Origin of the sequence: Inquilinus sp. CA228, assembly GCF_052078665.1 — a bacterium.
In the GTDB taxonomy this organism is placed as follows: Bacteria; Pseudomonadota; Alphaproteobacteria; order DSM-16000; family Inquilinaceae; genus Inquilinus.
Map to the genome: position 1 here is coordinate 1 of NZ_JBQJIK010000107.1, position 23,228 is coordinate 23,228.

The 23,228-nt window shown below is 70.5% G+C and carries 22 protein-coding genes; 14 read left to right on the forward strand and 8 right to left on the reverse strand.

The genetic code is table 11. The annotated features are described in order from the left end of the window. Positions 1-68: 68 nt before the first annotated feature. A complete protein-coding gene (locus ACTOWL_RS34465) occupies positions 69-959 on the reverse strand; it encodes a LysR family transcriptional regulator (RefSeq protein WP_441325826.1) in 891 nt (296 codons plus the stop codon). Positions 960-1,065: 106 nt separating this feature from the next. On the opposite strand from ACTOWL_RS34465, the gene ACTOWL_RS34470 reads away from it, so the two are divergent. Further along, positions 1,066-1,770, forward strand: a complete 705-nt coding sequence (locus ACTOWL_RS34470) for a glutathione S-transferase family protein (protein ID WP_441325827.1) — start codon at positions 1,066-1,068, stop codon at positions 1,768-1,770. 15 nt (positions 1,771-1,785) lie between these two features. Here the strand turns inward: ACTOWL_RS34470 and ACTOWL_RS34475 are convergent, their stop codons facing one another. After that, the gene (locus ACTOWL_RS34475) at positions 1,786-2,562 is read right to left on the reverse strand and encodes a dioxygenase family protein (RefSeq protein ID WP_441325828.1); all 777 of its coding nucleotides are present in this window, start codon (positions 2,560-2,562) and stop codon (positions 1,786-1,788) included. Between the two features lie 125 nt (positions 2,563-2,687). Between ACTOWL_RS34475 and ACTOWL_RS34480 the strand changes: the two genes are divergently transcribed. From ACTOWL_RS34480 to ACTOWL_RS34495, 4 genes are all read left to right on the forward strand, one after another. Then, on the forward strand, positions 2,688-3,599 hold the full coding sequence (locus ACTOWL_RS34480; RefSeq protein ID WP_441325829.1) for a LysR family transcriptional regulator: 912 nt from the start codon (positions 2,688-2,690) through the stop codon (positions 3,597-3,599). 38 nt (positions 3,600-3,637) lie between these two features. After that, a complete protein-coding gene (locus ACTOWL_RS34485) occupies positions 3,638-4,006 on the forward strand; it encodes a cupin domain-containing protein (protein WP_441325830.1) in 369 nt (122 codons plus the stop codon). A 258-nt stretch (positions 4,007-4,264) separates the two neighbouring features. Beyond that, positions 4,265-5,248, forward strand: coding sequence for a hypothetical protein (locus ACTOWL_RS34490; RefSeq protein ID WP_441325831.1), 984 nt, complete (start codon positions 4,265-4,267; stop codon positions 5,246-5,248). A gap of 262 nt (positions 5,249-5,510) precedes the next feature. Further along, entirely contained in the window at positions 5,511-6,578 is a 1,068-nt protein-coding gene (locus tag ACTOWL_RS34495) for a hypothetical protein (RefSeq protein WP_441325832.1), read from the forward strand. A gap of 31 nt (positions 6,579-6,609) precedes the next feature. On the opposite strand, the gene ACTOWL_RS34500 is transcribed toward ACTOWL_RS34495, so the two are convergent. Next, positions 6,610-7,401 carry a ferritin-like domain-containing protein gene (locus ACTOWL_RS34500; protein WP_441325833.1) on the reverse strand — a complete coding sequence of 264 codons (792 nt, stop codon included), beginning with the start codon at positions 7,399-7,401 and terminating at the stop codon, positions 6,610-6,612. Between the two features lie 293 nt (positions 7,402-7,694). Here ACTOWL_RS34500 and ACTOWL_RS34505 point away from each other — a divergent pair, with 293 nt between their 5' ends. From ACTOWL_RS34505 to ACTOWL_RS34515, 3 genes are read left to right on the forward strand one after another with little or no spacing between them, the layout of a single operon-like run. Further along, positions 7,695-8,240: a YfiR family protein gene (locus tag ACTOWL_RS34505; protein WP_441325834.1), complete on the forward strand. Its 546-nt coding sequence runs from the start codon at positions 7,695-7,697 to the stop codon at positions 8,238-8,240. Continuing rightward, positions 8,237-9,517: a diguanylate cyclase domain-containing protein gene (locus tag ACTOWL_RS34510; protein ID WP_441325835.1), complete on the forward strand. Its 1,281-nt coding sequence runs from the start codon at positions 8,237-8,239 to the stop codon at positions 9,515-9,517. Before ACTOWL_RS34505 ends, ACTOWL_RS34510 begins: the two co-directional genes overlap by 4 nt. Continuing rightward, positions 9,501-9,989: an OmpA family protein gene (locus tag ACTOWL_RS34515; protein ID WP_441325836.1), complete on the forward strand. Its 489-nt coding sequence runs from the start codon at positions 9,501-9,503 to the stop codon at positions 9,987-9,989. The genes ACTOWL_RS34510 and ACTOWL_RS34515 overlap by 17 nt, the downstream gene beginning before the upstream one ends. A 4-nt stretch (positions 9,990-9,993) precedes the next feature. Here the strand turns inward: ACTOWL_RS34515 and rocD are convergent, their stop codons facing one another. Next, the gene (gene rocD, locus ACTOWL_RS34520; RefSeq protein ID WP_441325837.1) at positions 9,994-11,205 is read right to left on the reverse strand and encodes an ornithine--oxo-acid transaminase; all 1,212 of its coding nucleotides are present in this window, start codon (positions 11,203-11,205) and stop codon (positions 9,994-9,996) included. 15 nt (positions 11,206-11,220) lie between these two features. Beyond that, positions 11,221-12,207 (reverse strand): arginase, encoded by a 987-nt coding sequence (gene rocF / locus ACTOWL_RS34525; RefSeq protein WP_441325838.1) that lies wholly within the window; start codon positions 12,205-12,207, stop codon positions 11,221-11,223. A 125-nt stretch (positions 12,208-12,332) separates the two neighbouring features. Between rocF and ACTOWL_RS34530 the strand changes: the two genes are divergently transcribed. The 6 genes from ACTOWL_RS34530 to ACTOWL_RS34555 all read left to right on the forward strand — a co-directional run bounded on the left by ACTOWL_RS34530 (position 12,333) and on the right by ACTOWL_RS34555 (position 17,592). After that, positions 12,333-12,770 (forward strand): Lrp/AsnC family transcriptional regulator, encoded by a 438-nt coding sequence (locus ACTOWL_RS34530; RefSeq protein WP_342236817.1) that lies wholly within the window; start codon positions 12,333-12,335, stop codon positions 12,768-12,770. A 120-nt stretch (positions 12,771-12,890) separates the two neighbouring features. Beyond that, positions 12,891-13,820: a class I fructose-bisphosphate aldolase gene (locus ACTOWL_RS34535; RefSeq protein WP_441325839.1), complete on the forward strand. Its 930-nt coding sequence runs from the start codon at positions 12,891-12,893 to the stop codon at positions 13,818-13,820. Between the two features lie 54 nt (positions 13,821-13,874). After that, entirely contained in the window at positions 13,875-14,336 is a 462-nt protein-coding gene (locus ACTOWL_RS34540) for a thiamine phosphate synthase (protein WP_441325840.1), read from the forward strand. A 75-nt stretch (positions 14,337-14,411) separates the two neighbouring features. Next, entirely contained in the window at positions 14,412-16,949 is a 2,538-nt protein-coding gene (locus ACTOWL_RS34545) for an EAL domain-containing protein (protein WP_441325841.1), read from the forward strand. A gap of 68 nt (positions 16,950-17,017) precedes the next feature. Continuing rightward, entirely contained in the window at positions 17,018-17,311 is a 294-nt protein-coding gene (locus tag ACTOWL_RS34550) for a hypothetical protein (RefSeq protein ID WP_441325842.1), read from the forward strand. Then, the gene (locus ACTOWL_RS34555) at positions 17,308-17,592 is read left to right on the forward strand and encodes a type II toxin-antitoxin system RelE/ParE family toxin (protein ID WP_441325843.1); all 285 of its coding nucleotides are present in this window, start codon (positions 17,308-17,310) and stop codon (positions 17,590-17,592) included. The genes ACTOWL_RS34550 and ACTOWL_RS34555 overlap by 4 nt, the downstream gene beginning before the upstream one ends. Before the next feature lie 294 nt (positions 17,593-17,886). Here the strand turns inward: ACTOWL_RS34555 and ACTOWL_RS34560 are convergent, their stop codons facing one another. From ACTOWL_RS34560 to ACTOWL_RS34570, 3 genes are all read right to left on the reverse strand, one after another. Then, positions 17,887-20,121: a DUF3141 domain-containing protein gene (locus ACTOWL_RS34560; RefSeq protein ID WP_441325844.1), complete on the reverse strand. Its 2,235-nt coding sequence runs from the start codon at positions 20,119-20,121 to the stop codon at positions 17,887-17,889. A 128-nt stretch (positions 20,122-20,249) separates the two neighbouring features. Then, complete coding sequence (gene argS, locus ACTOWL_RS34565; protein WP_441325845.1) at positions 20,250-22,016, reverse strand: arginine--tRNA ligase; 1,767 nt, start codon at positions 22,014-22,016, stop codon at positions 20,250-20,252. Positions 22,017-22,050: 34 nt separating this feature from the next. Beyond that, positions 22,051-22,866 carry a mechanosensitive ion channel family protein gene (locus tag ACTOWL_RS34570; protein WP_441325846.1) on the reverse strand — a complete coding sequence of 272 codons (816 nt, stop codon included), beginning with the start codon at positions 22,864-22,866 and terminating at the stop codon, positions 22,051-22,053. Positions 22,867-23,228 lie beyond the last annotated feature (362 nt).

Below are 23,228 nucleotides of genomic sequence, written 5' to 3' on the forward strand. Positions count from 1 at the left end.
CCCCCTGGGGGGGGGGGGGGGCCCCGGGCCCCCCCCTGGGCGTCGCCCGATCACAGCCGGACGGCGGGTCAGCCTGACGGCTCCGTCCGCGCCAGGAAATCGATGACGGCGCGGACCGCCGGCAGCTGGCCGCGCCGGGAAGGGGTCAGCAGGGTCGTCCACACCGTGCCGGCCTGCCAGTCCGGGAGGACAGGCGCCAGCGTGCCCGCCGCCCGGGCCTCGGCGGTCATGGTCTCGGGCCCGCAGGCGATGCCCAGCCCCGCAGCGGCCGCCTGCAGCAGCACGACCGATTCATCGGCCACGAAGCTGGACGCCGGAGCGACCTGCGCCTCGCGGCCGTCGCGGTGACGCAGCCGCCAGACCGTGGCCAAGGGGCCGGTCAGCAGCCCGTCATGGTCCTTGAGATCCGCGGGCTCCTGCGGCACGCCGCGGCGCGCCAGATAGTCCGGCGCCGCCACCAGCGTGATGCGCTCGACCGCCATCCGCCGCTGCACCAGCTCGGAATCCGGCAGCGGCGCGAAATGGCTGCGCACCGCGATGTCGAAACCCTCCTGCACCAGGTCGACGAAGCGGTCGGTGACATGTAGCTGCAGCCGGATCTTCGGATAGGCCCGGGCCAGCGCCGGCAGCAGGCCGGACAGCCGGAACTGCGCGGTCGGCACTGAGGCGGTGATCCGCACCGTGCCGCTCGGCTCGGCCAGGCGGCGCCGGACCACGCTTTCGGCCGCCTCCGCCTCGATCATCGCCGCCTGGGCATGGTCGTAGAAGTCGCGCCCCAGCTCGGTCAGCACGAAGCTGCGCGAGGTGCGGTGGATCAGCCGGGCGCCGAGCGCCGCCTCCAGCTCGGCGACGCGCTTGCTGATGGTCGATTTCGGCAGCCCCAGCCGCCGCCCGGCCGCGGCGAAGCCGCCGCTGTCCACGGCCCGGACGAACAGGATCAGGTCATTGAGGTTGAGCACATCCATTGTCCATACGTGTGGACTTTGGGTTCACAGGAGCACGGCTACAGGCCCGAAGTCCATATGGGCATATTCCCGTCGTGACCGAAACACAGGGACCCCCATCATGGAACCGATCCTCTTCTACGGCGTGCCGTCGGGCTGCTCCTTCGGCTCGATCGTGGCGCTGGAATGGCTCGGCGAGCCGTATCGGCTGAGCCGCGTCGAGATGCCAGAGGTGGTGCAGGGCGAGGCCTATCGCCGCCTCAACCCGGTCGGCGAGACGCCGACGCTGATGACCGCGGACGGACGGGTGATCAGCGAGAGCCTGGCGATCCTGAACCATCTCGGCGCCCGCGGGATCGACAAGGGCCTGTCCTTCACCCAGGGCACGCCCGGCTTCGACCGGCTGAACCAAGCGCTGGGCTTCCTGAACACCACCTTCTTCAACGCCTTCAGCCCGCTGTGGTACGCGCTGGAGCACGGCGTCGAAGGCGTGGAGCGCGACGCGCTCAGGGCCTATGGCGCGGCCAAGGTGGCGAGGGCGCATGCCGATCTGGAGACGATGCTCGGCAGCCAGGACTGGCTGCTGGGCGACCGGACCCTGGCCGACGCCTATTTCATCGGCATCGCCCGCTGGACCAAGTATCACGACGTGGTCGACCGCCGCGACTACCCCGGGCTGCAGCGCCTGTTCGAACGGCTGGAGTCCGACCCGGCGGTGCAGTTCGCCCATGCGATCGAGCGTCGTGAAACTGCCCGCGGCACCGGCGGCTTCCGGGGCGAGATCGGCCTGGAGGAGGCGCTGGGCCGGGTGAAGCTGGCGGCCTGACCCGGCCCTCGGTCTCTAGAACGAGTAGGCGTCCATCGCCAGCGCACCCATGGTGACGCTGGCATGGAGCCGGCGGCCGGGCAGGTCGCCGGCCCCGAGGGCGACGAAGAACGGCAGGAAATGCTCGTCCGCCGGGTGGTTCTTCACCGCCTCGGGCGCCAGGCGGCGGTAGTTCAGCAGGTCCTCGGTGCGGCCCTCGTCGACCGCCGCCGCCACCCAGTCGATGAACACCCGGGCCCAGCCGGAGACCGGGGCGTCCGGGCCGCCGCGCCAGTCCAGCGCCCGCAGATTGTGGGTCAGCGAGCCCGAAGCCAGGACCATCACCCCCTCCTCGCGCAAGCCGCGCAGGGCCTGGCCCACCGCGTAGTGATGCGCCGGGTCGAGATGCGGCTGGATCGACAGGGTCGCGACCGGGATGTCGGCCGCCGGATACATCCGGCGCAGCGGCACCCAGGCGCCGTGGTCCAGGCCGCGCTTATCGTCGATCGCGACCGGCAGCCCGGCCGCGGCGATCCGCTCCGCGACGAGGCGCGCCAGGCCGGGCGCGCCGGTGGCCGGGTAGCGGACCTGGTACAGCGGCTCGGGGAAGCCGTGGAAATCGTGGATCGTCTCCGGCTGCTGCACCGCGCCCAGCGTCGGCACCTCGGTCTCGAAATGGGCGGAGGCCAGCAGGATCGCGTCCGGCCGCGGCAGCGACGGCCCGAGCGCGTCGAAGAACCGCCCCGCCGGCTCGTCCGACAGCGCCAGCATCGGCGAGCCGTGGGAGACGAAGAGCGCGGGCATCGTGGTCATGGTCGATCTCCAGGGCGTGACGGCGCAGGACGGCCTCAATCTCCGCCGCTGCTGATATTGGACCTGTTAGCGATTTTGATAATCCGGCGTGACATCAAAAGATTGTTAATCCAGTTTTGACAATCATGGATCGACTCACCACGCTGGACCTGTTCGTGCGGATCGTCGATGCCGGCAGCTTCGCGGCGGGGGCGGAGCAGCTCGGCCTGTCGCGGGCGCTGGCCAGCCGGGCCATCCTGGACCTCGAGACCCGGCTGGGCACCCGCCTGCTGAACCGCACAACCCGCCGGCTGAGCCTGACCGAGGCCGGCGCCGCCTTCTACCGCCGGGCACAGCGCATCACCGCCGACGTCATCGAGGCCGAGGAGGAGGCGACGGCGCTGCACGCCCGGCCACGCGGCCTGCTGCGGGTCAACGCGCCGATGAGCTTCGGCGTGCTGCATGTCGCCCCGGCCCTGGCCGCCTATCTCGAGCGCTATCCCGAGGTCTCGGTCGACCTGACCCTGAACGACCGGGTGGTCGACCTGCTGGAGGACGGGTACGACCTGGCGATCCGCATCGGCCGGCTGGCCGATTCCTCGCTGATCGCCCGCCGCCTCGCCCCTTGCCGCATCCTGCTCTGCGCCGCCCCGTCCTATCTCGCAGCGCACGGCACGCCAACCCATCCCTCCGATCTCGCCCGGCACCGCTGCATCGCCTATGCCTATGGCGGCGACCGCGGCGAATGGGTGCTGACCGGACCGGAGGGCGAGGCGCGCATCCGCATCGGCGCCCGGCTGCAGATCAACAACGGCGACGCCATCCAGGCGGCGATCCGCGAGGGCTACGGCATCGCCCGGCAACCGGACTTCATCGCCGCCCCCGACCTCGCCGCCGGCCGGATGGTCCAGATCCTGCCGGAGTGGCGGCTGCCCGAGATCGGCATCCACGCCGTCTACCCGCCGGCCCGCACCCTGTCGGCCAAGGTCCGCAGCTTCGTCGACTTCATGGCCGAGCGCTTCGCCCGCCCGTCCTGGAGCCTCGACAGCCGCAAGTGAAGCCGGCAGTCTCGCCGCATCCCGCCAGCGAGGCCCGCATGAGCAAGACCGCCGCCGACATCGTCGACTTCGCCGCCGCCCGGTCCGAGGACGCGACCTACCGGCCGGACCCGGCCAAGGTGCTGGGCGGCGATCCGCTGCAGACGGTGCGCAACTTCTACAGCGATCCGACGGGCCAGTTCTCGGCCGGGATCTGGGAAGGCGCGGTCGGCGCCTGGCGCGTCGGCTACACCGAGGAGGAGTTCTGCCACCTGCTGTCCGGCACGGTGGAGCTGATCGATGGCGCCGGCGCCGCCCGCCGCTTCGAGGCCGGGGCCAGCTTCGTCATCCCCGCCGGCTTCGCGGGCACCTGGCGGAACCTGACCCCGGCGCGCAAGCTCTATGTGATCTACGAGCGGAAGGGCTGAGACGCAGCCGGCCGGACCATTGCCTTCCGGCCGATTTCAATATACACTGTCAATATTCGGATTGTTTTATTTGTCGTCGACTATTCGACCGCGAATAGGGATGGAAGCTCCAATCATTTGGAGGAACCGATGCCTGAAATCCATTGGAATAGCTTTGGTTCCCATTGTTGGGCTCGGCATCGGAACGGCCGGCCCGGAACCGAAAAGCCCGAGCGGCACGGGGTCTTCCGGATCGCCCTGGGCGCGCTGGCCGCGCTGGTGCTGCTCCTCCCGATCCGGGCCTGGCCGGCGGGATGGGGCGGCTGGGAGACCCTTGGCGGCATCACCCTGGAAGAGCCGGATTGCGTCTCCTGGGGCAGCAATCGCATCGACTGCTTCGCCCGCGGCACCGACCAGGCGATGTGGCATCGCTGGTGGGATGGCCGCCAATGGGGCGGCTGGGAGAACCTCGGCGGCATCCTGCTCGAACAGCCCGACTGCGTCTCCTGGGGCCCGAACCGCATCGACTGCTTCGCCCGCGGCACCGACCGGGCGATGTGGCATCGCTGGTGGGACGGCGGCCAATGGGGCGGCTGGGAGAATCTCAGCGGCATCCTGCTCGAACAGCCCGACTGCGTCTCCTGGGGGCCGGGCCGTATCGATTGCTTCGCCCGTGGCACCGACCAGGCGATGTGGCATCGCTGGTGGGACGGCTCGCAATGGGGCGGCTGGGAGAACCTCGGCGGCGCCCTGCTCGAACAGCCCGACTGCGTCTCCTGGGGGCCGGGCCGCCTCGACTGTTTCGCCCGCGGCACCGACCAGGCGATGTGGCATCGCTGGTGGGACGGCTCGCAATGGGGTGGCTGGGAGAGTCTCGGCGGCATCCTGCTCGAACAGCCCGACTGCGTCTCCTGGGGGCCCGGCCGCCTCGACTGTTTCGCCCGCGGCACCGACCGGGCGATGTGGCATCGCTGGTGGGACGGCCGCCAATGGGGCGGCTGGGAGAATCTCGGCGGCATCCTGCTCGAACAGCCCGACTGCGTCTCCTGGGGCAGCAACCGCCTCGATTGCTTCGCTCGTGGCACCGACCAGGCGATGTGGCATCGTTGGTGGGACGGCAGCCAATGGGGTGGCTGGGAGTCTCTCGGCGGCGTCCTGCTCGAACAGCCCGACTGCGTCTCCTGGGGGGCGGGCCGCCTCGACTGCTTCGCCCGCGGCACCGACCGGGCGATGTGGCATCGCTGGTGGGATGGCTGGGGATAGGATTGCTGGGTAAGCCAGGGCGGCACGCTCCACGGGTGCCTCCCGCCTCTTCCTGGAGGCGGCAGGCACCGACCGCTTCGCCCGTAGCGGCTCCGCCGGCGGCTTGTCGCAACCGTCAGCCGCGGCCCGGCGATGCCTTCGGACCAGAGCTCGGCTTGCCCGCCGGCAGGCGTTGGCACACAATAACGACATTTTTAGAGGCTAATTTCTGAGGATTATTTTCTGCCGGATGGCAGAGGTGCTGATTTTTTGGAGGGATTTGATGGCCGGAGCGCATTGCAGGAATTCTGCTTTTGATCGTCGGCTTCGATCGGCCGGCAGCCGCCGATTCTCGGTCCTGGGCGCGCTGACCGCGCTGCTGTTCCTGCTCCTCCCCGCCCGGGCCTGGTCGGTGGAATGGGGCAATTGGGAGAGCCTCGGCGGCACCATGCTGGAACACCCCTCCTGCGTGTCCTGGGGCGAGGACCGCATCGACTGCTTTTCCCGCGGCACCGACCAGGCGATGTATCAGCGCTGGTGGGACGGCCGCCAATGGTCCGGCTGGGAGAGCCGGGGCGGCGCCATCACGCAGCAGCCCGACTGCGTCTCCTGGGGGCCGGGCCGCATCGACTGCTTCGCCCGCGGCACCGACCAGGCGATGTGGCATCAGGCCTGGGACGGCCGCCGCTGGAGCGGCTGGGAGAGTCTGGGTGGCGTCATCCTGGAGCAGGCCGACTGCGTCTCCTGGGGTCCGAACCGCATCGACTGCTTCGCCCGCGGCGGCGACCGGGCGATGTATCACCGCTGGTGGGACGGCTCGAATTGGGGCGGCTGGGAGAACCTGGGCGGCATCATCCTGGAGGAGCCGGAATGCGTCGCCTGGGGTCCGAACCGCCTCGACTGCTTCGCCCGCGGCACCGACCGGGCGATGTATCACCGCTGGTGGGACGGCCGGCAGTGGGGCGGCTGGGAAGGTCTGGGCGGCACGATCCTGGAGCAGCCCGCCTGCGTCTCCTGGGGTCCGAACCGCCTCGACTGCTTCGCCCGCGGCAATGACCAGGCGATGTGGCACCGCTGGTGGGACGGCGCGCAGTGGGGCGGCTGGGAGAGCCGGGGCGGCGCCCTCCTGGACCCACCCTCCTGCATCTCCCTGAAGCCGGGCAGCATCGACTGCGTCGCCCGCCACACCGACCGGGCCCTGTGGCACCAGTCCTGGGACGGACGGCAATGGAGCGGCTGGACCCGCCTCGGCGGCACCGCCCTGGACCAACCAGCCTGCGTCGCCTGGAGAGCGGACGCCTTCGACTGCTTCTTCCGCGGCGCCGACCAGGCGCTGTGGCATCGCCAGTGACGATCGCGGATAGGGGTGGGTGCGCCCGCCCCTATTCCGCCAGCGGCTCGTAGAAGGCGGCGGCGAAGCCGGCCAGGTCGCGGGCCGGCACGTTGAAGGGCCGCTTCAGCCGGGCCCGGAAATAGCGCCGCACCAGCTCGTGATAGGTCGGGATCGGCGCCCTGCCCTGGCGGCCGCATTCCCATTCGAACCAGCGCCGGCCGGCGGCGACATGGCCGATCTCGTCGGTGTAGATCCGGTGCAGGATGCGGGCGCTGTCGGCGTCGCCGGCGCGCTCCAGCCGCTCCACCGTCTCCGGTGTCACGTCGAGGCCGCGCGCCTCCAGCACCAGCGGCACCACCGAGAGCCGGCCGAGCAGGTCCTCCGCCGTCTCCTCCGCCGCCTGCCACAGCCCGTCATGCGCCGGCAGGGCGCCGTAGGCGGAGCCGAGCTCGCCGAGCCGCCGCGACAGCAGGCCGTGATGCGTCGCCTCCTCGTCCGCGACCTTGACCCAGTCATCGAAGAATCCCTCCGGCGTCTCCGCCATGGCGAAGCGCGCGATCAGGTCCCAGCTCAGGTCGATCGCGTTCAGCTCGATATGGGCCAGGGCATGCAGCAGGGCGATCCGCCCCGCCTCCCCGCCCAGGCGGCGCTTCGGCATGTCGCCCGGGCGCCGCAGCTCCGGCGCCGCCGGCCGGGCCGGGCGCAGCGATGGGCGGCGCGTGCCCAAGACCGGGATCGCGCGTTGCCGCCAGGCCGCCGCGGCCTGGTGGCTCAGCTCGATCTTGCGCAGCGGGTCCGCCGTCTCCAGCACAGCGATGGCGAGGTCGGTCAGGGCGTCCATGCCCCCTCTTACACCAGGATGGCGCTGCCCCGAAATGCGGGTTGTCCAAGGCGATCGTCTCAGGATTGGGAGGGTCTCGGGATGTCCCCGCTGCGCAACGATGTTATCCTCACGGCCGTCTGCCGGCTTCGCCAGAGGGCGACGGACGCATCATCATTGCCGAAGCCCGAGATTGTCCTGAGATCCTGTTGGCCCGATGCAGCGCCGATCGCATCTGCCCCGCCCCCGCGCGGATGACCGGCCGGTCCCCGCCGCTCCCGTGCCGCGGGCCTGACCGGAGCGCGTGCGCCGGGATGTCCGGATGGTGCCGATGGCTGCCGCTCTCCCGCCGCATCGCGACAGCAGGGGCGGTGCTGCTGGCGCTGGCCGGCCCGGGCCGGGCGCAGGACCAGGACAGCCCGGCGGCGGTCCGGCAGGTGGTGCTGGGGATCATCAGCTACACCCGCTGGCCGGTCGAGCCGCCGCAGCTCCGCCTCTGCGTCATCGGCCCGGCGGACTACGCGGACGACCTGCTGGCCGGCGCCGCCCAGGCCTCAGGCCGGCCGGTCCGGGCGGTCCGCCTGGGGCCTGACGGGTCGCCCGGCGCGGATTGCGACATCGTCTATCTCGGCCGGCTCGGCGACGCCGAGCGGCGGCAGATCTTCGCGCACCTGGCCGGCCGCGCCGTGCTCAGCATCAGCGAGCAGGACGACAGCTGCACGGTCGGCAGCATGGTCTGCCTGCAGGTCCGGGGCGCCGAGGTCTCGTTCCAGATCAACCTCGATTCCGTGGCCCGCAGCGGCGTCCGGGTGAATCCGAAGGTGCTGCAGCTCGGCCGGCGCCGGGAGACACCGTCGTGAGCCGGCGGAACCAGGAGCCTCGGCCGCCGCTGCGGCGCGTGCTGCGGCGGGCACAGCTCGGCGTCGCCCTGCTGGCGGTGACGCTGGCGGGGCTGACCCTGACCGTGGCCGGCTTCGCCGCCCTGCGCGCCTATGCCGGCAGCAACCTGCAGCTGATCGCGGCGTCGATGAGCTACACCGTGGAGGCCGCGGTGGTGTTCAAGGACCGCGCCGCCGCCGAGGAGGCGCTTGGGCTGATCGCCGCCGCCGAGGGCGGCGTGGCCGAGGCCAACGTCTTCGACGCCCGCGGCGCGCTGTTCGCCCATTGGCAGCGCCCGGCCCAGCCGTCCCTGCTCGACCTCGAGCGCCGCCTGGCCGCCTTGGTCTTCGCCTCGCCGGTGCGGCAGCCGATCACCCATGACGGCGCGGAGATCGGGCGGATCGAGCTGCACGGCAGCGCCGCGAGGCTGCTGCGGTTCCTGGCGGTCGGCGTGGCGGTGGTGCTGGTGTGCCTGGCGCTGAGCGCCCTGAGTGCGCTGCTGCTGTCGCGCTATCTGGTGGCCGGCATCGTCGGCCCGCTGCACACGCTGGCGACGGTGGCGCACCGGGTCCGCAGCGAGCGGACCTTCGAACGGCGCGTGCCGCCGGCAGGGATCGCCGAGCTGAACGAGCTGGCCGGCGACTTCAACGCCCTGCTCGGCGAGCTCGAATCCTGGCAGGCCGGGCTGCAGCGCGAGAACGAATCCCTGGCCCACCAGGCCAGCCACGACAGCCTGACCGGCCTGCCGAACCGCGCGATGTTCGAGGCCCGGCTGGGCGTCGCGCTGCAGGAGGCCGAGGCGCTGCACGGCCGGGTGGCGGTGCTGTTCCTGGACAGCGACAACTTCAAGCAGACCAACGACGATCTCGGCCATGCCGCCGGCGATGCGGTGCTGGCCGCCGTCGCCGCCCGGGTGCGGGACCGGCTGCGCAAGACCGACCTGGTGGCGCGGCTGGGCGGCGACGAGTTCGCGGTGCTGCTGGCCCCGGTCGCCGAGATCGCCGACGCGCTGCAGGTCGCCGACGGCATCCTGGCCGGCCTGCAGCAGCCGGTCCGGCTGTCGTCGGGCGACACCGTCACCGCCTCGGTCAGCATCGGCGTCGCCGTGTTCCCCGACCATGCCGGGGACGGCGCGGCGCTGCTGCGCCAGGCCGATGCCGCCATGTATCTCGCCAAACGCCTGCGGCCCGGCGGCCGGCAGCTCGCCGCCGGGCCGGACCTATTGGAACGGGGGACCCATCTTGCATCTCGTCACTAGGCGCACCGCCACCGGGCTGGCCCTCGCCGCCCTGCTCACCGCTCTGGCCGGCTGCCAATCCGGGCTGACGCCGGCGCAGATCGCTCTCCTGAAGCAGCAGGGCTTCGAGCTGACCGGCAATGGCTGGGAGTTCGGCATCTCGAGCAAGCTGCTGTTCGGCACCGACGAGGCGACGCTGGCCCCCGGCCAGCGCGAATCCATCGCCCAGCTGGCGCGGGCCCTGCTGTCGGTCGACATCCACCGGCTGCGGGTCGAGGGCCACACCGACGACTACGGCACGGCGGAGTACAACCAGCAGTTGTCCGAGCGCCGGGCCAAGGCCGTGGCCGAGGCCCTGGTCGCGGCCGGCATCCCCGTCCAGGACCTGCAGGTGGTCGGCATGGGCAAGGGCGCGCCGGTCGAGGACAACCGCTCGGCCGCCGGCCGGCGGGAGAACCGCCGCGTCGCGATCATCGTTTCGAATCAGCAATAGCCGGTCAGGCCGTCCCGGTCATCACCGCGGCGAACTGCTCCATCGCCCAGTCGACCTGGTCGCGGGTGATCACCAAAGGCGGCGCGATGCGGATCGTGTCGCCATGGGTGTCCTTGGCCAGCACGCCGCGCTTCTGCAGCGCCTCGCAGTAGCGGCGGGCGCCGCCGGCCTCCGGATGCAGCTCGACCGCCAGCATCAGGCCGCGGCCCCGCACCTCGCGGATCAGGTTGCTGCGCAGCCCGGCCAGCTCGGCCTGGAAGTAGGCGCCCTGGCGCTCGGCGTTCTCGATCATCTCCTCCTCGACCAGCACCTTCAGCGCGGCCCGGGCGATGGCGCAGGCCAGCGGGTTGCCGCCGAAGGTGCTGCCGTGCTGGCCTGGCTTGAGCACGCCCAGCACCTCGGAGTTCGAGAGCACGGCCGAGACCGGGTAGAAGCCACCGGACAGCGCCTTGCCGACCAGGGTGACGTCGGCCTCGATGCCCTCATGCGCCTCGGCCAGCAGCTTGCCGGTGCGGCCGAGCCCGGTCTGGATCTCGTCCAGGATCAGGGTGACGTTGTGCCGGGTGCACAGCTCGCGCACGGTCTTGAAGTAGCCGGCCGGCGGGATCATCACCCCAGCCTCGCCCTGGATCGGCTCGACCAGGAAGGCGACGGTGTTCGGGGTGATCGCGGCCTCGAAGGCGGCGGCGTCGCCGAAGGGCACGACCTTGAAGCCAGGCGCGAAGGGCCCGAAATTGCCGCGCGCATCCGGGTCGGTCGAGAAGCCGACGATGCCCAGGGTGCGGCCGTGGAAGTTGTTCTCGCAGACGATGATCTCGGCCTGGTTGGCCGGCACGCCCTTGACCTCGTAGCCCCACTTCCGCACCGCTTTGACCGCGGATTCCACCGCCTCGGCGCCGCTGTTCATCGGCAGCACCTTGTGCGAGCCGGTGAGCGCCGCGATCTCGTCGTAGAACAGCGCCAGCTGGTCGTTGCGGAAGGCGCGCGAGGTCAGGGTCAGCTTCTGCGCCTGCTCGACCATCGCCGCCAGGATCTTCGGGTGGCAATGGCCCTGGTTGACCGCGGAATAGGCCGACAGGCAGTCGAGGTAGCGGTTGCCGTCGACATCCCAGACCCAGACGCCCTCGCCGCGCGACAGCACGACGTCGAGCGGCTTGTAGTTGTGGGCGCCGAGGCGGGCTTCGGTCTCGATGAGGATGGTCGCCGATGTGGCCATGGTCCTGCTCCCGTCCTACAGCGCGCCCGAGGCGGCGCGTTCGACCGCCCCGACCCGCTCGATGATCTGCCGCCCGAACAGGCTGGAGACCAGGTCGACCAGCAGCAGGGCGCTCTTGCCGCGGTCGTCGAGGAAGGGGTTCAGCTCGACCACGTCGAGCGACCCGACCAGGCCGCTGTCGTACAGCATCTCCATGATCAGATGCGCCTCGCGATAGGTCGCCCCGCCCGGCACGGTGGTGCCGACGCCCGGCGCGATCGACGGGTCGAGGAAGTCGACATCGAGGCTGACATGCAGCACGCCATTGCGGGCGGCGACCTTGTCGATGATCCGGCGCATCAGCACCGCGACGCCGTATTCGTCGACCAGCCGCATGTCGAACACCTCGACCCCGCGGCGGCGCAGCAACGCCCGCTCCTCGCGGTCGATCGAGCGGGCGCCGAAGATGGTGAGGTTCTGCGGGTCGAGGCGCTCGCGCGGCTCCGGCCCGAACACGTCGTCCAGCCCCGGCTCGCCGCACAGCAGGGCCGCCGACATGCCGTGCATGTTGCCCGACGGCGTGGTCGCCGGCGTGTTGAAGTCGGAATGGGCGTCGAGCCACAGCACGAACAGCTCGCGCCCGGCCTCGCGGCAGTGGCGCAGCACGCCGTTGACCGAGCCCATCGACAGGCTGTGGTCGCCGCCGAGGAAGATCGGCAGCGTGCCCTGGTTCATCAGCGCGTAGGCGCGGTCGCTGAGCACCCGGGACCAGCCCGCGATCTCCGGCAGGAAGCGCATCTGCGGCGTCTCGACGACGGCCGGCAGCGGCTGGGCCGGGGCCAGGTCGCCCTGGTCCTCGACCTCGAAGCCGAGGCCCTGCAGGCTCGGCAGCAGGCCGGCGGTGCGCAGCCCGGCCGGGCCCATCACGGCGCCGCGATGCCCGGCCCCGACCTCGACCGGCGCGCCCACCAGGGCGATGCGCGAGGGGCGATCCTGTCCGCGATCGGTCTGCGTTCCGTCCATGCCTGCCATCCCTGTCGGCGGGGTTGTGAGATCCAATTATCCGCCCGAGAGGGGGTGACATAAAGCCGGCATCTTGGCTATTTTGCTCAGTGGATCGAGCAAATTGACAAGGCGTACTGATCACAATGGACGATCTCGACCACAAGCTGCTGTCGCTGCTGCGGGCCGATGCCCGCACCCCGGTCTCGTCCTTGGCGCCGGCGCTCGGCGTCTCCCGCGCCACGGTGCGGGCGCGGATCGACCGGCTGGTCGACACCGGCGTGATCCAGGGCTTCACCATCGTGGTCAAGGCCGGCAGCCAGCCGAACCCGATCCGCGCCATCACCATGATCGAGGTCGAGGGCCAGGCCGCCGACCGGGTGATGCAGCGGCTGCGCGGCTTCCCCGAGGTGCGGGCGCTGCATTCGACCAATGGCCGCTGGGACATCCTCGCGGAGATCGAGACCGGAACGCTGGAGGCCTTCGACCAGACGCTGCGCCGGATCCGGCAGGTCCAGGGCATCTCGCAGACCGAGACCAGCCTGATGCTGTCCTCGATCCGGACACGGACCGAAGCCGCCTGACGCCGGCGGATTCGCCGCGCATTCATCACGAAACAACTTTGCGCCGGCGGCGTTGAACATGCCGACCCACTCGGCTAGGGATTGCAGCCGACCGATCCACCGCCTCGAGGAAGACGGACGATGAGAATCAGCCCGCGCGTGCACAAGATCCTGTCGAACTACGACAGCGAAAACCCGGCCGTGAAGGCCAAGCTCGCGCAGCTTCTGATGAACGGCCGCCTCGGTGGCACCGGCAAGATGATCATTCTGCCGGTCGACCAGGGGATCGAGCACGGCCCCGCCCGCAGCTTCGCCGTCAACCCCGGCGGCTACGACCCGTTCTACCATCACCAGCTGGCGATCGATGCCGGGCTGAACGCCTATGCGGCGCCGCTGGGGCAGCTCGAGGTCTCGACCGGCAAGCTGTACGGCCAGGTCCCGACCATCCTCAAGCTGAACCATTCGAACAGCCTGTCTCGCCTGAAGGAAGACGCCGACCAGGCGATCTTCGGCTCGGTCGAGGATGCGCTGCGGCTGGGCTGCACCGCCATCGGCTTCACCATCTATCCCGGCTCGGACCAGGGGCTGGAGCAGATGGAGGAGATCGCCGAGCTGATCCGCGAGGCCAAGGCGGTCGGCCTGCCGACCGTGCTGTGGTCCTATCCGCGTGGCGGCGCCATCACCAAGGACGGTGAGACCGCGATCGACGTGGTGGCCTATGCCGCGCATCTCGCCAGCCAGCTCGGCGCCCATGTCATCAAGGTGAAGCTGCCGACCGACTTCATCGAGCAGAAGGAAGCCAAGAAGGAGTTCGACGGCGCCAGGATCGCGATCGGCACCCAGGCCGAGCGCGTCGCCGAGGTCATGCGCTCCTGCTTCGCCGGCCGCCGCATCGTCGTGTTCTCCGGCGGCGCCGCCAAGGACACCGCCTCGGTGCTGGACGACGCCCGCGCCATCCGCGATGGTGGCGGCAACGGCTCGATCATCGGCCGCAACTGCTTCCGCCGGCCGCGGGACGAGGCGCTTGAGCTGCTGGATACCCTGGTCCGCATCTTCCAGGGCAAGGAATAGACCCTGACCGACTCCCGCCTCTACATCACGATCCCGCCGGAGCTCGATCCGGCGGTGTTCGCGGCCGCCCTCGGCGCCGGCGATGTCGCCTGCGTCGAGATGGCGGTGCCCGCCGACCCGGCCGCGGCCAAGGCCGCGGTCGAGCGGCTGCGCGTCGTCGCGCAGGAGGGCGGCGTCGCCTTCCTGCTGCGCGACGACGCGGCGCTGGCGGCCCGGTCGGGCTGCGACGGCGTCGTGGTCGGCCCCGGCGCCTATGCCGCGGCGCGCAAGGCCGTGGGCGCCCAGGCGATCGTCGGCGTCACGGTCGGCACCAGCCGGCACGAGGCGATGGAAGCCGGCGAGGCCGGCGCCGACTTCATCGGCTTCGACGACGATGCCGAGATCGTGTCCTGGTGGACCGAGATGATGGAAGTGCCCTGCGTCGCCGCCCTCCCCGACGCCGATTTCCGGCGCGTGGCGGCGGAAGGCTGGGCCGATCCTCAGACGGCCGCCGCGGCGATCCGCAGCCTGGGCTGACGGCCGCCCGCCGGCTGGACGGCGATCGGCAATCGTGCATTGCTGTCGGTGTCGGCAACCTGAAATGGGCAGGACATGCAGCTGACCGTGCCGGACGCGGTTCAGGCCAAGTGGCAGGGCATCGTCGACATCATGGCGCAGATTGCCGGTGTCCCCGCCGGGCTGATCATGCGCATCGTCGGGGACGAGATCGAGGTCTTCGTCGCCAGCCGGACCGAGGGCAACCCGTACCACCCGGGCGAGTCCGAGACCCTCCCCGGCTCCGGCCTCTATTGCGAGACGGTGATCCGCAGCCAGAACCAGCTCCTGGTCCCGGACGCGGTGGCCGACCCGCTGTGGCGCAGCAACCCCGATGTCGCGCGCAACATGGTGTCCTATCTCGGCTATCCGATCTCGTGGCCGGACCGGACGCCGTTCGGCACCATCTGCCTGCTGGACGACAGGCACAACGTCTACACCGAGTTCTACAAGACCCTGGTCCTGCAGTTCCGCGGGATCATCGAAAGCCATCTCGAGCTGATCTATGCCGAGGCCCAGCTGGCGACGGTCAACCAGCGGATGCAGCTGGCCGCCCAGGCCGGCGGCATCGGCGTCTGGGAGTACGACTTCACCCGCGGCCAGTATGTCTGGGACCAGCGGATGCACGAGCTGTACCAGATCGGCACCGGGCCGTTCCGCCGCGGCGTCGCGCCGGGCGAGTTCGGCGGCAGCCATGAGGACTGGCTGGCCCTGCTGCACCCCGACGACATCGGCAACATCGCCCGGGAGGGCGAGGTCGATCCCCTCGACCCGACGCCGATCGCCTGCGACTTCCGGATCCGCCGGCCGTCCGGCGAGGAGCGCCACCTGCGGGCGCTGTCGCGGCTGATCGCCCGGCCTGACGGCTCGCTGGAGCGGATCGTCGGGGTCAACTGGGACATCACTGAGCAGACCCGGCTGACCGAGGCGCTGTCCGCCGAGAAGGAGCGGCTGCGGATCACCCTGAGCTCGATCGGCGACGCCGTGATCTGCACCGACGCCGAGGCCCGCGTGACCTTCCTGAACCCGGTCGCCGAGCGCCTGACCGGCTGGCTGCAGGCGGAGGCGCTGGACCGGCCCGTGACCGAGGTGTTCCGGCTGGCCGGTGAAGGCGGCGTCGCGCCCGACCCGGTGCGGCGCTGCCTCGACCGCGGCGAGCCGTTCTATCTCGAGGACGAGGTGACGCTGACCAGCCGCAGCGGCGAGGCGCGCCACATCCGCGATTCCGCCGCGCCGGTGCGGACCGCGGCCGGCGAGGTGATCGGCGCGGTGCTGGTATTCCAGGACGTCACCAAGGCCCGCGCCCTGCAGCGGGAACTGGCGCATTCGGCGCTGCACGACCCGCTGACCGGCCTGCCCAACCGCACCGCCTTCGAGCAGCGGCTGCAGCAGGCCTGGGACCAGGCGCGCGACCAGCACCGCCGGCACGTGCTGTGCTTCCTCGACCTCGACCGGTTCAAGGCGGTCAACGACAGCGCCGGCCATGCCGCCGGCGACGCACTGCTGCGCGAGGTCGCCGGGCTGATCCGCAACGCCGCCCGGATCGGCGACTTCGCGGCCCGGCTCGGCGGCGACGAATTCGCCCTGCTGCTGGAGGATTGCGCCACGCCAGACGCCGAGACGGTGGTGCGCGAGCTGATCGGCGCGCTGGAGGGCCTGCGCTTCCCCTGGGACGGCCGGATCCACACCATCGGCGGCAGCGCCGGGCTGGCCGCGATCACCGAGGCATCGCCCCGCCCGGCCGAGCTGTTGACCCAGGCCGACGCCGCCTGCTACGCGGCCAAGGCCGCCGGCCGCTGCCGCGTACTGGTCTATGAAGGCCAGGACGGCGTGGCCCCGGCGCTGCCGCGCCAGGTGCTCGGCGCCACCGGCCTGCGCCGGGCCATCGACACCGACCGCTTCCGCCTGTTCGCGCAGGAGCTGCGCGACCTGCGCCCCGGCGACGGCACCCGGCATTTCGAGCTGCTGCTGCGGCTGGAGGACGGCAGCGGCTCGGTGTTCGAGCCGGGCGGCTTCATCCCGGCGGCCGAGCGCTACGACCTGATGGTGGCGCTCGACCACTGGGTGATCCGCACCGCTTTGTCCCGCTACGGCGAGCGGATCCGCGACGGCAACCTGTCGATCGGCCTGAACCTGTCCGCCCACAGCCTGCAGGACGCCCGGCTGTGGCCGTTCGTGCAGGAGCGGCTCCGCGCCTCGCCTCTGTCCGCGCTCCGGGTCCATTTCGAGATCACCGAGACGGCGCTGATCAACAACCTGTCGGCGGCGTCGCAGTTCGTGGCCAAGGCGCGGTCGGCCGGCTGCGGCATCACCCTGGACGATTTCGGCACCGGCATCAGCTCCTTCACCTATCTGCGGCAGGTGCCGGTGGACGGGCTGAAGATCGACGGCAGCCTGATCCGGCGGATCAAGGGCAGCCCGGTCGACCACGCGATCGTGCGGTCGATCAACGAGATCGGCCACGGCCTCGGCGCCCGGACCGTGGCCGAGTCGGTGGAGGATGCCGAGACGCTGCGGATGGTGCAGGAGCTCGGCATCGACCGCGCCCAGGGCTACGCGGTCGGCCCGGTGCTCCCTCTGGACCAGGTGATCTGAGTCCCTTTGCCGCCGATAATGACGTCGTATATACTTCCTCAGTATCCATTGCGCGCGAGATCCCGGCCATGCCGAAAGAAGCCGTGTTCACGATGAAGCTCGAAGCGGAGCTCCGCGACGCCTTCATGTCCGAGGTCGAGGCAACCCACCGGCCGGCGTCGCAGGTGGTGCGGGAGCTGATGCGCGAGTTCATCCAGCGCCGACGCGAGGAACGCGAATACGACGAGTTCCTGCGCCGCAAGGTCGAGATTGCACGATCGTCGATGCGGGCCGGCCGAGGCCGATCGAATGAGGTCGTCGAAGCCGAATTCGCCGCCCAGCGTGCGGAACTCCAGCGCGAGGCCGACGAGACCGACGCGTGAAGGTCATCTGGACCCCGGAAGCCGAGCAGGATCGGACCGACATTCGGGATCATATCGCCGCTGACAATCGGTCGGCGGCGATCCGGATGGACCGGCTTTTCGGCGACGCAGCGGCAAGGCTGGCGAATTTCCCAATGCTCGGCCGCCCTGGGAAGATCCCCGGCACACGCGAGTTGATCCCGCACGAGAACCACCGCCTCGTATACGAAGTCCAGGAAGACACTGTGTGGATCCTGGCCCTGATCCATACCGCTCGCCAATGGCCACCGACGACGGATTGATAGCCGGGCCTTTGAGATTGACTCTCCGGCCTCGTCATCGTCATCGCGAGAACTCCGGCCGTGCCCCTTCGGGCTCGCCATGATGTGGCCGAGGGAGGTATGTCGACTCTTCCGGCGATGGCACGATACACGCCATGAATAGTACAAAACAAGAACATTCAAGTCAAGAGAAAGCGCCGGACGGGGCCGATCGAGCGGAGGGAAAGGACACTCACCCAGAGCCGCTTCGCGCCTCCGACCTCTCCCGCAAGCCCTGCGGGAGAGGCAATACGTTCGCGCCGGAGGGGTCCCCCCCTACTTCACCACCTTCAGCGGCTGCCCGGTGCGGCCGCGGCGGACCGTGGCGGCGACGGGTTCGGCCGCCGCCACCTCGGCGGCGAAGACCTCGCGCATCCGGTCAAGGCGCAGCTTGACCTCGCCGGTCACTGGGCCGGCGGCGGAGGCGGCCGTCTCGATCACGGCGAAAGCGCCGTCGCGGGTCTCGGCATCGTCCGGCAGCAGGTCCGGCAAGGCGGTCATCGCCTCCTCCGGCAGCCAGCGCAGGATCAGGTACTGCTGGCGCATCGCCGCCTTGAACTCGGCCAGCGAGGCCCAGTGCCCCGGCAGCCGGTCGGCGTAGAGCTGGCGCAGCGTGGCGAAGCCGCGCTCGTCCACCGCCCGCATCGGCCAGATCACGTACAGGATGGCGCGCAGCACGGCGGCGTGGATGTCGCCCTCGGCGACCTTGTCGCGCAGCGCCTCGCGCTCCTCCTCCGGCTCGTTCCGGCGCGGCGGCCGGCGCTGGGCCAGGGTCTCGTCGCCGATGCCCAACGCCGCCTGCAGCACCGGGTTGCCGTAGATCGCGTAGAAGCTGCTCTCGATCCAGCGGTCGCGCAGGTCGCGCCAGCCGTCCAGCGCGGTGACGATCTGGCTCGACACCAGGTCCTGGAAGGCCAGGAACGGGTTGTCCGGCGCCGCCGGGCGGCGGTTCGCGCGGACATGCTCGGCCGCCATCGCCAACGGCAGCACCGCCGGGTTGCGGTTCGAGAACAGCGAGTACTGCAGCCGCATCGGGCTCAGCCGCCGCCCCAGCTCCGCCGCCGGCTCATTGGCCATGGCCTTGACCAGCGGCCGGGCGGTCGAGGTGTAGAGCGCGCGGTTGATCTCGGACACCCGCGCCGCGGTGGCGAAGGCCATGTCCTCCTCCGCCGTGTTGATGCCCAGCGCGCGCAGGTGGTTGATGCTGCGCGCCTCGAACCGCACCACATGGTCGCCGCGGATCAGCGCGGCATTCGGGTCGTCGGCCTGCTTCTCGACGATCACCGCCTCGTACAGGCCGGGCGCCAGCGTGTCGATCAGGTCGATGTTCTGGATGAACTCGTTGTGCTCCTTCGCCGCGACGCGGCCGGAGACGAAGATGCCGAGATGGCCGATGTCGTCATGGATGGCGTAGATGATGGTCTGGCCATTGGCGACGATGTCGTCGGTCGAGTCGTACAGGTCGAGGATCCAGCCCAGCGCCTGCTGCGGCGGGGTGATGTTGTCGCCCTGCGAGCAGAACACCACGATCGGCGAGGTGATGTTGCGCAGGTCGATCGGCGTGCCGCTCGACGTCTTGAGCCGCCCGGCCGTCAGCTTGTCGCCGACGAACAGGTCCTCGGTGATGGTCTCGATCTCGTTGGCGTTGAGCTGGACGTAGCCGCCCCACCATTTCTCGAAGCTGAGATAGCGCGCCACTTCGGTGTCGACCTTGCTGTACAGGTTGTACTGCTTGGACCACAGCGTGTTGGACGGGTTCAGGCTCTCGAAGTTCTGCACCAGATGGGCGCCGTCATAGCGGCCGTTGCCCATGTCGCTGGCCAGCGCCGCCGGCCAGCCGCCGCCGGCGAGGCCGCCGAGATAGCGCATCGGGTTCTTGCCGCGCGGCCCGTCCCAGTAGGACAGCGGCGCACCGGCCAGGATCATCGGCCCGACGATGCCGGGCTTGACCGCGGCCAGCATCGCCAGCGCCCAGCCGGCCTGGCAGTTGCCCATGACGCAGGGCTTGCCCTCGGCCTTCGGGTGGCGCTCGGCGACGATGCGCAGGAACTCGGCCTGCGCCCGGCCGATATCCTCCAGCGTCTGGCCGGCCACCGGCACCGGCAGGAAGCCGATGAAGTAGCAGGGATGGCCGGCGCGCAGGGCCCGGCCGATCTGGCTTTCCGGCTTCATGCCGCCGATGCCCGGGCCGTGGCCGGCGCGCGGGTCGACGACGACGAAGGGCCGCTTGTCCGGGTCGACCGTCACGCCTTCGGGCGGCACGATCCGCACCAGCATGTAGTTGCAGGGCCGCTCCAGGGTGCGGCCGTCGAGGAGCACCTCGAACTCATAGGACAGCACATGCGGCGTCGGGTCGGCCGCATGTGTCAGATACTGGTTGCCGCGCTGGCGCATCACGTCCCAGAACAGCACGCTGCGCTGCGCCGCATCGACCCAGTATTCGACGGCAGACGCCCAAGGCGCGGCCCAGGCGGCGCTGAGCGCGACGCTCCGGTCGGCGGTACCCGTCATGTTCACCCGTCCTCTTCCATCGACCGCGGACAACGGTCCGCGGCGGGGCGTTCTGCCCTCATGATAGAACTGGGGGGCCATACCCCGTCATTCCACCTTTGGTCGGACAATACACCAGATCCGTTCGTTTACATACGGTCCGGAATTTCGATTCCGAGCAGGTCCAGCACCTGCTCCAGCTGTCGCAGCGTCAGCGCCGCCAGGCCGAGCCAGGAGGCCCGCCGCGCCGCATCCGGCTCGCTCAGCACATGGCAGGAATCGTAGAAGCGGCTGAACTCCCGCGCCAGGGCGTAGGCGAAGTCGCACAGCTCGTTCGGCGCCCGCTTGTCATAGGCGTTGCGCACCGCGTCGGGCAGTTGCCCGAGCTGCAGCATCAGCGCCCGGTCGGCCTCGTTCGCCGCCGGCAGGATCGCGCCGGGCGCGTCGCCCTGCCCGTCCGCCCGGCGCAGCAGCGACTTGGCGCGCACCGCCGCATATTGCAGGTAAGGGCCGGTCTTGCCCTCGAAGCGCAGCATGCGGTCGAGGTCGAAGACGTAGTCCGAGGACGGGTTGTTCGACAGGTCGGCGAACTTCACCGCGGCGATGCCGACCCGGCGGGCGATCTCGCGCCGCTCCTCCTCCGGATAGCCCTCGGCCAGATGCGCCTCCTCCAGCCGCTTCAGGCCGATCTCGGTGGCGGTGTCCAGCAGGTCGTACAGCTTCATCACGCCGCCGGCGCGGGTCCGGAACGGCTTGCCGTCCGGCCCGTTCATGGTGCCGTAGCCGAGATGCTCCAGGTCGGACCGGTGGTTCAGCCCGGCCTTGCGGGCGGCGCGGAACACCTGCTCGAAATGCAGCGACTGGCGCCGGTCGACGACGTAGAGGCCGAGCGCCGGATCGAGCGACTGCCGCCGGTCGACGATGGTGGCCAGGTCGGTGGTGCCGTAGGTGAAGGCGCCGTCCGACTTGACCAGGATCAGCGGCGGCATCTCCTTCCGGTCGCCCTCCTCGGCGACGCGGATGATGACGGCGCCGTCATCGGTCTCGGCCAGGCCCCGGGCCTTGAGGTCCTCGACCATCGGCTCGATCAGGTCGTGGACCGCGGCCTCGCCCTTCCACAGGTCGAACTGCACCCCCAGCGCGTCGAATTCGCGCTGCATGCCGGCGATCGAGACGTCGATGAAATGCTGCCACAGCGCCCGGTAGCCGGGCCGGCCGGCCTGCAGCTCCGCGGTCGCCTTGCGGCTCTCCTCCATCCGCTCCGGATCGGCCTTCGAGGCCTGGGAGGCGGCGGGATACAGGACCTCGAGGTCCTCCATCGTCACCGGGCTGGCGTTCGGATACGGGCCGGTGAAGTCCGGGTCGAAATAGGGCAGGTCCGGCTGCCGGCGGGCGATCTCGCTGATCACCATGCCCATCGGCGTGCCCCAGTCGCCCATATGCACGTCGCCGATCGCCTCGTCGCCGGCGAACAGGAACAGCCGGCGCAGGCTGTCGCCGATGATCGACGCCCGCAGGTGGCCGACATGCATCGGCTTGGCGATGTTCGGCCCGCCATAGTCCAGCACCACCCGGCGCGCCGGGCTGGTCTTCGGCACGCCCATCCGCTCGTCCCGCGCCTGGGCGTCGACATGGCCGGCGAGGACGGTGTCGGTCAGCGACAGGTTGATGAAGCCAGGGCCGGCCAGCGACACGCTCGCGAATTGCGGGTCCGCCGCCAGCCGGTCGGCCACGCGCTGGGCGATCTCGCGCGGATTGGCGCGCGCCTGCTTCGCCGCCGGCAGGGCGCCGTTGCACTGGAACTGGCCGAGATCCGGCCGATTCGAGACGATGACATGGCCGAACTGGGGCGGCAGCCCCTCCGCGGCGAAGGCGGCGGCGACGGTTTCGGTCAGCTTCGAGGCGAGCGAGGACATAGGGCAGGCTTGCTTCCGGGGTTGCCCGCGGTTTTTAGGAGGCGGGCGCGTCCGAGGCAAGGCCGCCGGCGGTCAGGCGCCCCATGCTTGCATTGATCCGCTGCATCAGCGCCGTCTTCACGGCGCCGACATCGGCGGTGGCGACGGCGGCCGTGACCGTCAGCTCCACCACCCCGGCGCCGGGCTTGGACAGGTCGACCAGCTTCGACACGGCGACGCTCGGCTCCGCCCCCGGCGCCAGGCGCGGGTCGGCCTTCAGCGCGGCGACGATGTCGCGGGCCAGATCCTCGCCCGCCGGGCCGGCCGGTGCCGGGAAGGTCAGCTCCATCTTCGCCAGGCCGGGATAGGTCGAGGTGTTGACGATGGCGGCGCCCCAGACCGAGCCGTTCGGCAGCAGCACCTGGACATTCGCCGGCGTCACCAGCTCGGTCATGAACAGCGACAGCGACCGGACCGTGCCGGCCTTGCCCGCGACCTCGACCGCGTCGCCGATCTTGAACGGCCGGAAGATCAGCAGCATCACCCCGGCCGCCAGGTTGGACAGGGTGCCCTGCAGCGCCAGGCCGATGGCCAGCGAGGCGGCGCCCAGCACCGCCACCAGGCTGGTGGTCTGGATGCCGAAGATCTGCAGCACGGCGATGACGACGACCGCCAGCACCAGGTAGCGCATCAGCGACGCCAGGAAGTCGGCGATGGTCGGGTCGACATGCCGGCTGCGGCCGGCGAGGCGCAGCAGCCAGCGCTCGATGAAGCGCGCCAGCCACCAGCCGAGGCCGAGCAGCACAAAGGCATAAAGCGCGTTGAGGCCGTAGAAGGCGAACAGCGCCCACAGATTGTCGAAATTGATCATCGGCGGTCCGGATGCGGTGTCGGCGAAGGCCGCCCGCGATGGGGCGGGCGTCATTTCGCTAACACGCCGCGGCGGGGATCGATCCCGTCCCCTCACCCTCCCGTCGCCAACGCGACGGGCCCCGCCCTCTCCCCGAGAAGAGGGAAAAAGGGTACGGCGCTCCGACAACTCTCCCGCGAGGAGAGGTCGAAATCGCGCAGCGATTTCGGGTGAGGGGGTGGCTCCGGCCCGTCCGACCGGTCCGGTCACCCGGTGTCGGGTTCTTCCGGATCGTCGAGCCAGAGATAGGGGTCGATGCCGAGGGAGCGGGAGAGTCGTTCGGCGATGCTGAAAATGGTCTCGGTGTCGAACCATCCGACCAC

What these genes read in the sequence shown, in the direction of transcription:
- ACTOWL_RS34470 (WP_441325827.1), top strand. Translation starts at nt 1,066, where the DNA reads ATGGAACCGATCCTCTTCTACGGCGTGCCGTCGGGCTGCTCCTTCGGC.
- ACTOWL_RS34475 (WP_441325828.1), bottom strand. Translation starts at nt 2,562, where the DNA reads ATGACCACGATGCCCGCGCTCTTCGTCTCCCACGGCTCGCCGATGCTG.
- ACTOWL_RS34480 (WP_441325829.1), top strand. Translation starts at nt 2,688, where the DNA reads ATGGATCGACTCACCACGCTGGACCTGTTCGTGCGGATCGTCGATGCC.
- ACTOWL_RS34485 (WP_441325830.1), top strand. Translation starts at nt 3,638, where the DNA reads ATGAGCAAGACCGCCGCCGACATCGTCGACTTCGCCGCCGCCCGGTCC.
- ACTOWL_RS34495 (WP_441325832.1), top strand. Translation starts at nt 5,511, where the DNA reads ATGGCCGGAGCGCATTGCAGGAATTCTGCTTTTGATCGTCGGCTTCGA.
- ACTOWL_RS34500 (WP_441325833.1), bottom strand. Translation starts at nt 7,401, where the DNA reads ATGGACGCCCTGACCGACCTCGCCATCGCTGTGCTGGAGACGGCGGAC.
- ACTOWL_RS34505 (WP_441325834.1), top strand. Translation starts at nt 7,695, where the DNA reads ATGTCCGGATGGTGCCGATGGCTGCCGCTCTCCCGCCGCATCGCGACA.
- rocD (WP_441325837.1), bottom strand. Translation starts at nt 11,205, where the DNA reads ATGGCCACATCGGCGACCATCCTCATCGAGACCGAAGCCCGCCTCGGC.
- rocF (WP_441325838.1), bottom strand. Translation starts at nt 12,207, where the DNA reads ATGGACGGAACGCAGACCGATCGCGGACAGGATCGCCCCTCGCGCATC.
- ACTOWL_RS34530 (WP_342236817.1), top strand. Translation starts at nt 12,333, where the DNA reads ATGGACGATCTCGACCACAAGCTGCTGTCGCTGCTGCGGGCCGATGCC.
- ACTOWL_RS34535 (WP_441325839.1), top strand. Translation starts at nt 12,891, where the DNA reads ATGAGAATCAGCCCGCGCGTGCACAAGATCCTGTCGAACTACGACAGC.
- ACTOWL_RS34545 (WP_441325841.1), top strand. Translation starts at nt 14,412, where the DNA reads ATGCAGCTGACCGTGCCGGACGCGGTTCAGGCCAAGTGGCAGGGCATC.
- ACTOWL_RS34550 (WP_441325842.1), top strand. Translation starts at nt 17,018, where the DNA reads ATGCCGAAAGAAGCCGTGTTCACGATGAAGCTCGAAGCGGAGCTCCGC.
- ACTOWL_RS34560 (WP_441325844.1), bottom strand. Translation starts at nt 20,121, where the DNA reads ATGACGGGTACCGCCGACCGGAGCGTCGCGCTCAGCGCCGCCTGGGCC.
- argS (WP_441325845.1), bottom strand. Translation starts at nt 22,016, where the DNA reads ATGTCCTCGCTCGCCTCGAAGCTGACCGAAACCGTCGCCGCCGCCTTC.
- ACTOWL_RS34570 (WP_441325846.1), bottom strand. Translation starts at nt 22,866, where the DNA reads ATGATCAATTTCGACAATCTGTGGGCGCTGTTCGCCTTCTACGGCCTC.